We start from the raw sequence: 11,479 nt of genomic DNA on the forward strand, positions 1-11,479 counted from the left end.
CATATGATTTTATGGGGGAATTTTTTTTCTAATACATGAGTGATATGTGAAAGACAAGAGGCGCTTTAAGCGCGCCTTTTAAGATGGGCAGTTTTTAAATAAGAAAGCGGGGTAATGCTGGCATGACAACAGATAATTCACAACACCAATCTGCGCAGATGCAGAAAGATACAGAGACTATATCTCATTTAGATTCCGATAAAAAATCGCAGCTCTTTTCCTTAAAAAAATCTATGGTGCTTTGTATAAGAGATTATAAAATCATTTTTTGTATCTCTATCGTTTTGTTAATCTTAGGTGCTTTTCGTATAGCCTATTTGCCAATGTCAATCTTGTATTTGTTTGCTGGCGGCATTTATGGCGGGGGAGATAGTTTTACAGATTTTATTCTGTTCTTACCAACTTTTATTTGGGAACTTTCGATCATATTTTTACCGATCATTTTGGTCTTGCACTTCCTATTGGATCGTCGTTTAAAAAAAATAATCCAAAATTTGGAAAAAACACCGAACCAGCAAGATGAACTTGTTCGTACACAAACAAAATAGGGGGAATAAATGATTGCTTTTACAATATTATTAGGCATTCTTGCTTTTTTTGGACTTATTATCATTGCTGTTTTAAACAGTATGGTTCTTGTGGGTGTTTATTACTTTTTTTACAAACGGGTAAAAGCCTATTACAGCTTAGATCAGAAATTGAGAGAAGAGCTTGAAAGGTAATATAAAATCAAATTTCTACTGTGTGGTAAATGTGCGGGAAAATCCCCTGCGCAGTAAAACTTGTGCCATAAAACATATGCTTTAAATACTGTAAAACATATGTTGGAAAGAGGTATCGTTTAAGACACTGAGATATAAGCCTCTCTTATATTTGTTTCATGAGATGTCTTTATTTTCCACATAAGATGTTTTTTAGTGGGGCCTATGGTTAGTGGGGCCTATGGGGGTAAACCTTCAGGCCCTATCTTGCTTATAGAAGCCTTCTGTCGCCGTTCATCCATTGCTCCTTTGAGATGCCTTGGAGATGCGGTAATCATAAATCCCAGTAAAAACCATAAGCAAAGAGGTATGGAATAGCGATCTGCTTTGAGAAAAGCAGGAGAGGGTGGTGTCCAGACTATGAGAGCGGTGTGGAGAGCCTCTGTTCCATGGGGAAGGGCGGAGGCCAAAGCTTTGTGGTCAAAGATTTGTTGGGGGTGCAATTTTGGTGTGCGGAATGGCATCCAACTCATCAGCAAAGGGGGTGGGAGCGGCAGATCCGATCTGTTTTGAGAAAAGCAGGAGAGGGTGGTTTTTGAGACGTATGAGAGCGGTATGGAGAGCCTCTGTTCCATGGGGAAGGGCGGAGGCCAAAGCTTTGAAGTCAAAGCTTTGTTGGTGGCGCAATTTTGGTGTGTGGAATGGTAACAATGCAAGGGGCTTTTGTGATGGGGGGCTGTTTGTTCTGGGGATGTTTTTTTCGTTTCCTTACTCTTCTTTTTATGTCTTGATGCTGTCTCTTTAAAGGATTGGGTGAGGGTAAACCGGCATTGTTGAAAATGATCGGGGTTATCTCATACGGTTTGGGGAAGGTGAACCGGTACAATTTGATGCATGATATTTTATGCAGGAGATGTTTTTTATTTAAAAACTTTTAGGCTGTTATGGATGATGTAAAAAGCCTCCAGTTCCTTGAGGTTCATGTCATCGACCTTGAGGGGGAAAGGGGGGCACCTTGTCGCTTGTCAGCGTGAAAGGGTTTTGAACGTGTTGAAGAATTTAAGAAAATATTTCAAGGGATTATTAGCGCTTGCTTCATGGTGAAAAGAATGCTAAGCGATTTCGTCGCGCTGGTTTGCGTGTTATCAAATATGACAGGCGGGTATTTTACGGGCGTTTTAATTAAGTGGGGGGTATTCATATGATCAAAGATAAAACACAAAGCCAATCTGCCCATGAGGGAAATAAGGCTTTTATCTCACAGCCTACTATCTCACAGTCAATGTTGGATCAATTGTCCGCTTTCAAAAAAGGAATGTTTTTTTCAACAAAAGATTATGTCATCATTTGTGGCTTGGCTATCCTTTTGTTGGTGATTGTTGCGGCGACTGTCTATATGAAGGTTTGGGATTCTTTTTACTTTATATCCAAAGAACAGCTGCAAGCAATGAAGCAACAAAGTTTTGAAGAGCTGATGCAAGAAAGTCTTATGCGGTCCTTTCAAAACAATCCTGCGATCGAATTTCTTCGTAATGTTGGGTGGAACAGTGTTTGGGCTTTTTTCTGTTTTTTACCGCAGGTCATTTTAGGGGGGCTTTTGGTGCTCTTTCCACTCTTTTCTTTCTTTTACGCCATATTGAAACGGGATGTGAAGGAAATGATGCTGCAATGGGAAACAGTTTCAGAGAAACAACACTCCGGCAAGCAATCTCTTGACAAAATACGATAGGGGGGAAAAGTGAGCAATTTTTTAATAATTTTATTATTGATCTCCTTCGGGATAGGTCTCTTTATTTATGCCGCATGGGTCATGGTGCTCTTTTCTACCGTGAAGGTTATTTTGGCACTTTATTTTTCTTTGATAAAACGGACAATCTTGTTATGGAAGATGCGGCGAAAACTCAAAAAAAGTGCAACGCAGAATTTGCGCCATTATCAGGCAGAGAACAGGGGGGCCAATATCGTTCTTGCAACACAGTTTAATGCCCTTTCTTTTAAAGAATCTTTGTTCCTCTCAAGAAAAGAGTATAAAATAATCTCTTGGATAACTTTCATTGTGATTGCTCTTTTCGCATGTGGTGCGCTGTTGTTATCTCTTCTTACAAAATATACCACGGTTCCACAGAATGGTGCATTGGCTTTTCTTGCTATTGGTGGGCTGCCGTTTGCGCTTATTTTGCTTTTTAGTGTCTTCACTTTACCGGTCATTTTAATTCTCCATAGTTTCCTTCATTATGGCGTGAAAAAAACAGTCAAGAGATTAGAAACATTGGTTTGAGAAGAAGAATAAAAATGATGATTTCATATCCAAATGATTAGGGGACAAAGAGAGCGTTATGATAGAATATTTGGCTGTTTTAGGGGGCATCATTATTGTCATTTTAATGTTGATGGTCATGATCAGGCTTCCTTACCTGTTGGTCAAGCATATGGGCTTGTCCTTTAAGCTTGCGCAAGAATTGAAAAAGAGTACAACGCAACAAAAGGGTACCATACAACAATTGCGTAATGATCCGGAAGAAATGAAAAGACAAAATCTTGTGCGTGAAACCTTGGATGCCAAGATACGCTTGCTTAATTTCAAAGAATCTCTGCCTCTTTATCCAAAAGAATGTAAGATAATCCTTTGTATCTTTATTCTTATTTCTCTTCTACAATTTGCTTTTTCTATCGCAAAATTAGTATGGTGGAAATATCATGTGATCAGCGTTATAACGCCGTTTTCAAGGATGAGCATTATTTATAGCCTTATATGGCTAGGGATTTTTCTTATTTTTCCGATCATTGCCATAATGGGCATAAAATTAACGCGAAAATTAAAGAAAATGCTTCAACAATTAGATGAAGCAATAGAACAGCGCGATCAGGCAATCCGTATGAAAAATGCGCGAAATCAAAAAGAGCAGGGGGGACTAAATGACCAGTAGTCTGATAACATTAACAGCCTTTTCTTTTCTGTTTTTTACGTTTTTAAGTGTTTTAATATGGGTGCCGATTTTTACCATTTATTATCTGTTTATCAAGCGTGCAAGGCTCTATTGTCGCGTGAAAAAAGAACTGAAATGTGTGCTGCATGAACGCGATAGCGCCTTAAAACAGATTACCCAAAAATGAAAAAAACCCCTTCGCTCTTTGAGATAAAAAAGCTTTCGCTTACTTGGGTTTTCGCTTACTTGGGCCGACTATAAAAGAATATTCTATTTTTCAACTGTCATGGTAACATTGCCGACAATTATAACGATTATCGTTAAGGTATGGAGAAGGAAAGACTTTTTTCTGCGGCTGTATTAGAGCCATTGGCTTGGATTCTTGCCTGTGCTTTTTTATTCTTAACAAATTGTTTTTATTCTTCTTTTTATTGTAAATCGTCAATTGAAGAAAATGATCCTACAACTGGAAGAAGAAATTGAACAGAAAAAAGCCCCACTCATTCTTATTCATGAAAATGAGAGAGAAAAGTGAAGAAGTGGGCTTTGACTTGTGCGTAAGAGAGCAGTGAAATGGGTGGCCTTTGGTATATTCATGAAGGGCACATGGGGGTTGGTGTGTTTTTATGCTTTTATCTAAGCAGAATGTTTTTAAGAAAAGTTGCTGTGGTTGCATCAATGGATATGGGGGAGAAGTAAAGTGCTTGAGCGTATTTGGGGGTATCGTTTTAGCCATCATTTTTGGTTTTTTCTTTAAGAAGAGACTTATTTTTCTTTTGAGAAAAAAAGAATTTTACCAAGCGATAAAAGAATAAAAAAATCCATAACTTCAGACTCAAAGTACAAGATGCTGCGGTGAGTAAGAGGAAAGAAGAGTCCATTTTTTCAAAAGCGCATGCGGTAAAAGCCCAGGACAAAGGTGAGCTAAAAATGTCCGTTTTTGATGAGAATATATTGATCTATGAAAAGACCAATGGCACTGTTAAAAAACTTTGGGTGGAGGGTGGAAACTTTTGCTGGAAAAAGGGGATGCTCCTTTCTTTTGACCAGACTGTGTGGGGCAAGTTTCTCTATCTGGATAAAAAAGATTGTGTGCAACTTGATCAATAGAATTGTGGTGGTCTTATCTATGCTATCACTTGATAGGCGATAGATGGTTCTCATTTTAGGGCGTTTCTTACTCTATAATTTAATTTTAAGGCAAAAGGGATAAAAACTTTTGCAGGAAAGGCAAAGCCCTCGCAGGTTTTAAGTAGGGAGATGTTAACGGTGAGAGAAAATGTTGATCTTCGCAATGTTTTGGGCTTGTGAGAGGGAGACATTTTCTTGTAAGAGCGGATATTCTCTTGGCAAAAGGATATTGTGATCTCTCTGTTTTCTTTTTATGGGCTGCGTTATCTTATGGGCTTTTACATGGAGGGGGATGTTAAAGCGCTCTGATGATAAAAGCTTTGACGAGAAGGTGAGTGGGTTAAAAAAAGCATTGAATGCATTTTGACCGTGCTTTGGTGAGGGGGTAGACCGTCATAAAGATAAAACGATCCAGTGACGATTTTTTCAATCGGTTTATTTTTCTTTTTGAAAGCAGCTTATGAAAAAAGCTTATCACCGGGGGAATAAAAAGCACTTAGAACTTGAGAGCTAGAGATTGACACATATGTAAGACAAAAGGTCTTTTATAAAAATGGGGTGAGGAGACAAAAGCAAGCATGAAAAAAAGTGCGATATATCAAGAGAGATATATGATGTGGAGAGAAGATATAATCTGTGACGTTAAGGGAAAAGATGTTCTCTCCCATAAAAGATGGGGTAAGACAAGCGCCTGCTCTAAAAGGAAGTGCTCTAAAAGAAAGTGATCTAAAACGCACTTGATCATGCGGAATGGGTATAAAACAAGCATTGATTGTGCGGGACAAAAGTTTTTATTTCATAAAAATGGCTTTAAAACTTTAAACAAACGAGGGATAAAAAATGAGGCACAATGGGGGGAGTTCAATATCAGAGAGGGGGAAACATTCAATAGCGGAGTGGAAACCGCGGGCTTTTTCTTTGGAAGAAGCGTTTCTGACACGTAAAAATTATAAAGTCATCTTCTGCCTTGCCTTTATTCTTGAGGTTTTTAAAATGATACTTGTTGTGTTATTTGAGTGGGATTTGACGGGGTGGTGGAATTATAGCCTCTTCATTGTTACATTGATATTGGGTCTTATATCTGTGCTTCTTTTTATTTTGATCCCTATTGCCTTTGTGGTCCGTGTTATTTTTACGCATTTGTTGAAAAAAAAGATCGAGCAATTGGAGCAAGCAATGGGTAAGTGGAGAAAAGTTCCTTATGAATAAAAAGCGCGTAAAGGAGAGGGAAATATGAATATACGGGGTTTTATGTCTTTTTATGCGTTATCGGGGTGCTGTTATGGGGGTGCTGTTTGATGTGAAGGGAAAAGATGCTCTCTTCCATAAAAGCGGGGACAAAGACAAGGCAATTGGTTTAAAAGCGCTTGGTTGAAAATAAATGGATCTAAAAGCACTTGGTCTAAAAGCATTTGATCGTGAGGTGTTGATCTAAAACAAACATTGATTGTGCGGATAAAAGCTTTTATTCCATGAAAATGGCTTTAAAGTTTTAAACAAATGAGGGGTAAAAAATGCGGGGTAATGGAAAAAATGCACCATTGGGTAGGAAAATACGGTCTTTTTCTTTGGAAGAAGCGTTTCTAACACGCAAAAATTATAAAGTTATCTTTTGCATTACTTTGACTCTTGCTGCTGTGAGAACAGGTCTTTTTGTACCGGCGTTGCTGGGGTGGAAGCTGACAGAAGGGGAAGCGGGTGTCATGGCTTTTCTCTTCTTTTTCATGCTGCTTATATTAGATTTAACTTTTATCTTGATCCCTATTGCTTTTGTGGTCCGTATTATTTTTACGCATTTGTTGAAAAAAAAGATCGAGCAGTTAGAGCAAGCAATGGGGCAGCCGATAGCGGCTCCTTATCAACAAAACAAGCTCTAAGGGGAAGGGGAAAATGAAAGATATCCTTGTCATATTTTCATGGGGTGTGGGCTTGACGTTCTTCACACTGCTTTCTGCTGTGGTCATGATGTTTATTTGGGCCTTGTATTATTCTACTTTCAAGCGGGTGAAACTGTATTGCCAAGTGATCAAAGAATTAAAGCGCGTGCGTAAACAACCGAGCAGCCTTGAGCCATCCAGTGAGGAAACCCCGATGATGAAAGCATCATCTGCGGAAGAAGAACACAAAGATTTTTCTCAAGTTTTAGATGAGGAAATTCTCACCATGGAAAGTGCAACGGCACTGTTAAAAAGTTTGGGGGGAAGGGTGGAAATGACGAGAAAAGGGGATCATTTGGCCACCTTCTTTTTACCAGACCGTGAAGTGCAGTTTCTTTATAATGCTAAAAAGGGCTATCCGCAATTTGATTGTGCAATTGCGGTGGTCTCTGGTATCCATGCGGCGGCTTGCCAAACGATAGACCCTTATAACTCTGGAGGTTTGATTGCTCTTGAGTTGAGTTTTGATCTGAAGGGATTGGAAATTTTTGAAGAAAAGGTGAGTGCCTCGCGTTTACGCTCTGCGCTTGAGAAAGCCTTAGACAAGGCCATGGGCGAGGTTGATCTTGGCAACATGCTTCGCTCTCAATATCGCATCCTTCCTTGGGAAAACAAAATTTCGGTCCCGCAGTTAACACCTTATTCATTGCGCTATCTTGCGGCTTTAGCCTTGTTGGGGGATGTTGAAACTTTAGACTCCTATCACAAAAGCTTTATAGAAGGTGAGGAGCTGGGTTTTGAGACAAGCATTAAAAAAGAGCATCTGGAACACGCGATAGCCATTGCTAAAGCGGTAGAAAAGGCAAAGCAACCCAGTTACGATTTGCTGAAACAGACAGCAAAAACCTATTTTCTAGAGGTGGAGAGCTATGACTATTTCAAAGCTACAGATCCCGATTTGTGCAATAGAAGGCGGTTTGTTTACGAAAATTTGATCGAGGAAAAAAGAGAAGAATTAAGGCAACAGGGCTATACGGTTTACGAAAAGGACACGATTTGTGAGGTTGATGGAAAAAAAACGCGTCCCCATATTCTTTACATCAAGGATGGGCAATTAGAGTATATGGATGTAAAAATTGGGATTAATGAAATAAACTATTGAAAAAAATAAAAAGTTTAGATAACTTTAACAAAAGCTTAAAGCGTAAAAGAGCGCGTAAAAATAAAAAAAGCAGAGGGGATTAATGCAGCAGAAAAACGCAATATTTGAAGAGTCTTTCTTTTCATGCAAAAAAACTACGGTGTTTTCAGGGGCAAGCCGTAAAGGGGGAGAGTGGTGCAAAATGATCGGGCGCCGCTTGTTTATCATGTTTTGCACAATATTTTGCACGGGGTTTTGCAGGTTTTTTTTCAGGGGGGGATACACAATGTTTTACGCGGGCCTTATCATGATAGCTTTAGAAGTTCCTGCGGGCGCAAAATCTCTGATAGAGCCAGAGGAATGGGCCAGATGGGAGGGAATGGGTTCTCTTATTTTTCTCTTACCGGTGTTGATTTGGTTTTGTCTTTTAACCCCTCTTCCGATCCTTTGGGGGCTGCGTAGTTTCAAAGAGCGTAAATTGAAAAAAACACAGGAAAAACGGGAAGAAGAAACAAAGCTGTCACAAATCAGTTGATGCGATGATCGCCATGAAACGTGAGGTTATTACCCTTTTTATTTTGTTTCTGCCGTTTGGCTGTTTTTTCTCGAGGCTGTGACGGTTTTTGCTCTTTTTGTCAATAGGGTTATTGTGGCGCCTTATTATTGTCTAAGCAAGCGTTTGAGGCTTATTTTAAAAGTGAAAAAACAAAGACGTTTGATAAAAGAACAGCCGCAGCGTTTTTATTTTTCTAAAAAAAGTCTTCAAGAAAGTGTGCAGCAAAATTTAACCCTGGAGACAGAAATAAGTTCTTATTCGTTTAAAAAATGGCTCTCTTTTTTCCACTAAAGATTATGTCATCCATGCATGTTTCTCGCTCATTCTTTCATGCCTCTCGCGCATCCTTATGATTTTTAAAGTCTATATGACTTTTTATAAAGGTGTGAATGTTGAGATCGATGAGAAGAAATTTATCTCTATGAATATTTTCTTTTTTCCTTTGTTGTTTTATCGGCATGTCTTTTGGCAATGGTTCCTGTTATCGTGATCCTTCGTGAAATTTTAACATCTCGGTTGAAAAAGAAGATTCAGCAATTGGAAAAAGTAACTGAAGTACTCCAATCAATTGATTGATAAAGGAGGGGCGATTGATAAAAGAAAGGGAAGAAAATGCATTACGAGATAGCGGCAGCTTCTACGATCGTTTTGATGGCTTTTGTTCAGAGGGCTTTTGGATTTTTTCTTAATACTCCCATTGTGGCACTGTATATTTCTTTTATTAAGCGTTTGATCTCCTATTATAAGGTCACGCGGCAATGAGATGCAGCGTTGAAAAAGCGCGGTTAGGATTTCCACGCCATAGAAGGCATCATTTTAGATCATACCGTTGTTTTATGACTTTAAGGCATGCATAGGGGGGCTCCTTTTTTCCTATCACAAATGACGTCTGCCTTTGTTGGAAGGGGATGAGATCAATAGGCTGGGGATGGTTACTGGAGGTTTACAGTTTTCTGCAAATAAGTATAATCGTAAAAGCATATAACTGTAAAGGCGTGGGGTGTGGAGCATGATGATCCCATTACTAGGTCTGCGGCAATGAGATGCAGCGTTAGAAAAAGTACGTGTCGTGCTTATAAGGACATGATTTAAAATTATGCCATTGCTTCATGGCTTTAAGGCATGCATAGGGGGATAGTGCACTACGGTGTTTTTTCATTTCATGGGTATCTTTGTTTGAAGAGGATGAGATCAATAGGTTGGGGATGGTTACTGAGATTCTACAGCTTTCTGTAAATAAGCGCAATCGTAAAAACGTAGAACTGTAAGGACGTGGGGTTTAGAGCATGACGATCCCATTACTAGGTTTGCGGCAATGAGATGCAGCGTTAGAAAAAGCGCGGTTAGGATTCTCAAGTCATAGAAGGTATCATTTTAGGTCATACGGTTGCTTCATGGCTTTAAGGCATGCATAGAGGGGCTCCTTTTTTCCTATCACAAATGACGTCTTCCTTTGTTGGAAGGAGATGAGATCAATAGGCTGGGGATGGTTACTGGAGGTTTACAGTTTTCTTTAAATAAGCAAAATCGTAAAAATGTGAAACTGTAAAGGCGTGGGGTGTGAGGGTTGTCGTGAAGGACGGTCGGAAGAAGAGAGTAGTATAAGGGGCATCCAAGATTGAGCTGTAAAGTGCGTAAAGGTTGAAATGGTGGGGAAAACTGAGGAAGACAGATGCTAATCAATAGCCTGGTTATCACTTCTCTACTGTTTTTTGCAGATAAGCAGAATCGTAAAAGGGTGGGGCTGTAAAAGCAAAGGCGTGGAAGTGTGTAAGAACATGACGGGTGTAAGAAAGGTGGGGTTTTAAGAGGGGTATGGATAGAGAAGTGTTTGTTTATTTGTAAAGAAAAAGCAGGGATTGATCATAAGGTTTGTTTTTTCATATGATTTTTTATGATGTCTAGGATCTGTTGGCTTATTTTTTGATGCGGCAGACAGCGCGCACCTTTTGATATTGTTTTTTGTTCTAAATGAATGGGGATGAAATCAATCTTATTTTTGCGGGCGCACTCCGTTATCATTTGATCATGCGTGTTGGAAACAAAAACATGAAGAATACACGGTGGTTTAGGCAAAAGAGCCAATTGTTCAATTAATGCGCAAGAAAATGCATGCGCGGATGAATGAAGCCAAAATATGCAATATTTTAGATCACACCATTGTTTCATGGCTGCTAAAAATTTGCTCCGTGAAGACGCACAATCATAATCCAAGAATACGCATAACTGTTTTTTTTGGCGTGCCTCAAGCTGGACTTTTTGCGAAAGAAAGCGTGTTGCAATAATGGCTTCTTGGGGCTTTAGTGATTGACACAAAGGAGCAAGCATCCCCGTTCCCCCTAAGATTAAATAACGATAGCGTGCGTTATGTTGTCTCATGCTCCCCGCCCCTTTGTGTTAAATCCTACCTCTTTACTTTAAACGTGTTGCTTTAAAAATGTGCACATTTCATCAGAAAGCCGTTCACAACGTGTTTGTACCTCTTTACTGATCACTTGCCAAGTATTTCCTTCATCATTTAAGGCAAAATCTTCATTAGAAGAAGCAATTTGGCATTGGAGTGCATAACCATAAAGCGTTTGCACCACTAAAAGTAAATGTTCACACGGTTGTGCACATTTTTTGGTACTACTCCCATGAGAAATGAGACCCACTGGTTTATGGAAAAAGGCATTCGATGGTAAATGATCAAGAGCATTTTTTAAAACCCCCGAATATGAGCCTTGATAAAGGGGACTGGCAAGAATAATGCCATCTGCTGCTGCAATGGTGTTTATAAACTGACGGACTGCTGCGCTTGGATGATTCTCAACTTGATGATGATAATCTGGATCTGCTATCGGCAAGGGGTGTTCACGCAAATCAATCCACTGAAGTGAGGCCCCCCGCTTTGCAAGGCAATCAGCTAAATAATGAGCGAGCGTTCTTGTGAAGGAAGGTTGACGCACAGACCCCAAAATAATCGCTATATTCAACAGAATTCTCCTTTTGTTTTCGATAAATTTCACGCAAGACTTAAGAAAGATACGCAAAATTTATAGAAGGATTGTCAGTGATATTGTTCGTCATAATGAATGACGCTTATCAACACGCTTTGCTATAATATCTGCTATAATAATTGCCAGGATCGATTATATCTGCGGGAT

At 39.4% G+C, this 11,479-nt stretch carries 14 protein-coding genes; 11 read left to right on the plus strand and 3 right to left on the minus strand.

Features of this window, described 5'->3' with window-relative positions; genetic code table 11:
- The first annotated feature begins 122 nt into the window (after nucleotides 1-122).
- Together AC6ER8_RS01615 and AC6ER8_RS01620 are read left to right on the plus strand one after the other, a co-directional pair.
- On the plus strand, nucleotides 123-548 hold the full coding sequence (locus AC6ER8_RS01615) for a hypothetical protein (RefSeq protein ID WP_497078790.1): 426 nt from the start codon (nucleotides 123-125) through the stop codon (nucleotides 546-548).
- A gap of 9 nt (nucleotides 549-557) precedes the next feature.
- The gene (locus AC6ER8_RS01620; RefSeq protein ID WP_497078792.1) at nucleotides 558-722 is read left to right on the plus strand and encodes a hypothetical protein; all 165 of its coding nucleotides are present in this window, start codon (nucleotides 558-560) and stop codon (nucleotides 720-722) included.
- A gap of 218 nt (nucleotides 723-940) precedes the next feature.
- On the opposite strand, the gene AC6ER8_RS01625 is transcribed toward AC6ER8_RS01620, so the two are convergent.
- Complete coding sequence (locus tag AC6ER8_RS01625; protein ID WP_497078794.1) at nucleotides 941-1,225, minus strand: hypothetical protein; 285 nt, start codon at nucleotides 1,223-1,225, stop codon at nucleotides 941-943.
- Between the two features lie 677 nt (nucleotides 1,226-1,902).
- On the opposite strand from AC6ER8_RS01625, the gene AC6ER8_RS01630 reads away from it, so the two are divergent.
- The 9 genes from AC6ER8_RS01630 to AC6ER8_RS01670 all read left to right on the plus strand — a co-directional run bounded on the left by AC6ER8_RS01630 (nucleotide 1,903) and on the right by AC6ER8_RS01670 (nucleotide 8,312).
- Complete coding sequence (locus tag AC6ER8_RS01630) at nucleotides 1,903-2,430, plus strand: hypothetical protein (RefSeq protein ID WP_497078796.1); 528 nt, start codon at nucleotides 1,903-1,905, stop codon at nucleotides 2,428-2,430.
- A 9-nt stretch (nucleotides 2,431-2,439) separates the two neighbouring features.
- Nucleotides 2,440-2,979: a hypothetical protein gene (locus AC6ER8_RS01635; RefSeq protein ID WP_497074842.1), complete on the plus strand. Its 540-nt coding sequence runs from the start codon at nucleotides 2,440-2,442 to the stop codon at nucleotides 2,977-2,979.
- A gap of 58 nt (nucleotides 2,980-3,037) precedes the next feature.
- Nucleotides 3,038-3,628: a hypothetical protein gene (locus AC6ER8_RS01640; RefSeq protein ID WP_497078798.1), complete on the plus strand. Its 591-nt coding sequence runs from the start codon at nucleotides 3,038-3,040 to the stop codon at nucleotides 3,626-3,628.
- Nucleotides 3,618-3,815 (plus strand): hypothetical protein, encoded by a 198-nt coding sequence (locus AC6ER8_RS01645; RefSeq protein WP_497078800.1) that lies wholly within the window; start codon nucleotides 3,618-3,620, stop codon nucleotides 3,813-3,815. The genes AC6ER8_RS01640 and AC6ER8_RS01645 overlap by 11 nt, the downstream gene beginning before the upstream one ends.
- A 743-nt stretch (nucleotides 3,816-4,558) precedes the next feature.
- Nucleotides 4,559-4,738: a hypothetical protein gene (locus AC6ER8_RS01650; protein ID WP_497078802.1), complete on the plus strand. Its 180-nt coding sequence runs from the start codon at nucleotides 4,559-4,561 to the stop codon at nucleotides 4,736-4,738.
- Between the two features lie 861 nt (nucleotides 4,739-5,599).
- A complete protein-coding gene (locus AC6ER8_RS01655; RefSeq protein ID WP_497078803.1) occupies nucleotides 5,600-5,968 on the plus strand; it encodes a hypothetical protein in 369 nt (122 codons plus the stop codon).
- Between the two features lie 305 nt (nucleotides 5,969-6,273).
- Nucleotides 6,274-6,636 (plus strand): hypothetical protein, encoded by a 363-nt coding sequence (locus tag AC6ER8_RS01660; RefSeq protein WP_497078805.1) that lies wholly within the window; start codon nucleotides 6,274-6,276, stop codon nucleotides 6,634-6,636.
- A 13-nt stretch (nucleotides 6,637-6,649) separates the two neighbouring features.
- A complete protein-coding gene (locus AC6ER8_RS01665) occupies nucleotides 6,650-7,798 on the plus strand; it encodes a DUF6990 domain-containing protein (protein ID WP_497078807.1) in 1,149 nt (382 codons plus the stop codon).
- Nucleotides 7,799-8,063: 265 nt separating this feature from the next.
- Complete coding sequence (locus AC6ER8_RS01670; protein ID WP_497078809.1) at nucleotides 8,064-8,312, plus strand: hypothetical protein; 249 nt, start codon at nucleotides 8,064-8,066, stop codon at nucleotides 8,310-8,312.
- A 1,884-nt stretch (nucleotides 8,313-10,196) separates the two neighbouring features.
- Here the strand turns inward: AC6ER8_RS01670 and AC6ER8_RS01675 are convergent.
- Complete coding sequence (locus AC6ER8_RS01675; RefSeq protein WP_497078811.1) at nucleotides 10,197-10,712, minus strand: Rossmann-fold NAD(P)-binding domain-containing protein; 516 nt, start codon at nucleotides 10,710-10,712, stop codon at nucleotides 10,197-10,199.
- Between the two features lie 38 nt (nucleotides 10,713-10,750).
- The gene (locus AC6ER8_RS01680) at nucleotides 10,751-11,308 is read right to left on the minus strand and encodes an NADPH-dependent FMN reductase (RefSeq protein ID WP_497078813.1); all 558 of its coding nucleotides are present in this window, start codon (nucleotides 11,306-11,308) and stop codon (nucleotides 10,751-10,753) included.
- Nucleotides 11,309-11,479 lie beyond the last annotated feature (171 nt).

It is taken from the genome of Bartonella sp. SL320 (assembly GCF_059687635.1).

Bases quoted from the DNA above. Each gene is read 5' to 3' on its own strand.
- AC6ER8_RS01615 (WP_497078790.1), top strand. From the start codon at position 123: ATGACAACAGATAATTCACAACACCAATCTGCGCAGATGCAGAAAGAT.
- AC6ER8_RS01620 (WP_497078792.1), top strand. From the start codon at position 558: ATGATTGCTTTTACAATATTATTAGGCATTCTTGCTTTTTTTGGACTT.
- AC6ER8_RS01625 (WP_497078794.1), bottom strand. From the start codon at position 1,225: ATGCCATTCCGCACACCAAAATTGCACCCCCAACAAATCTTTGACCAC.
- AC6ER8_RS01630 (WP_497078796.1), top strand. From the start codon at position 1,903: ATGATCAAAGATAAAACACAAAGCCAATCTGCCCATGAGGGAAATAAG.
- AC6ER8_RS01640 (WP_497078798.1), top strand. From the start codon at position 3,038: ATGATAGAATATTTGGCTGTTTTAGGGGGCATCATTATTGTCATTTTA.
- AC6ER8_RS01645 (WP_497078800.1), top strand. From the start codon at position 3,618: ATGACCAGTAGTCTGATAACATTAACAGCCTTTTCTTTTCTGTTTTTT.
- AC6ER8_RS01650 (WP_497078802.1), top strand. From the start codon at position 4,559: ATGTCCGTTTTTGATGAGAATATATTGATCTATGAAAAGACCAATGGC.
- AC6ER8_RS01655 (WP_497078803.1), top strand. From the start codon at position 5,600: ATGAGGCACAATGGGGGGAGTTCAATATCAGAGAGGGGGAAACATTCA.
- AC6ER8_RS01660 (WP_497078805.1), top strand. From the start codon at position 6,274: ATGCGGGGTAATGGAAAAAATGCACCATTGGGTAGGAAAATACGGTCT.
- AC6ER8_RS01665 (WP_497078807.1), top strand. From the start codon at position 6,650: ATGAAAGATATCCTTGTCATATTTTCATGGGGTGTGGGCTTGACGTTC.
- AC6ER8_RS01670 (WP_497078809.1), top strand. From the start codon at position 8,064: ATGTTTTACGCGGGCCTTATCATGATAGCTTTAGAAGTTCCTGCGGGC.
- AC6ER8_RS01675 (WP_497078811.1), bottom strand. From the start codon at position 10,712: ATGAGACAACATAACGCACGCTATCGTTATTTAATCTTAGGGGGAACG.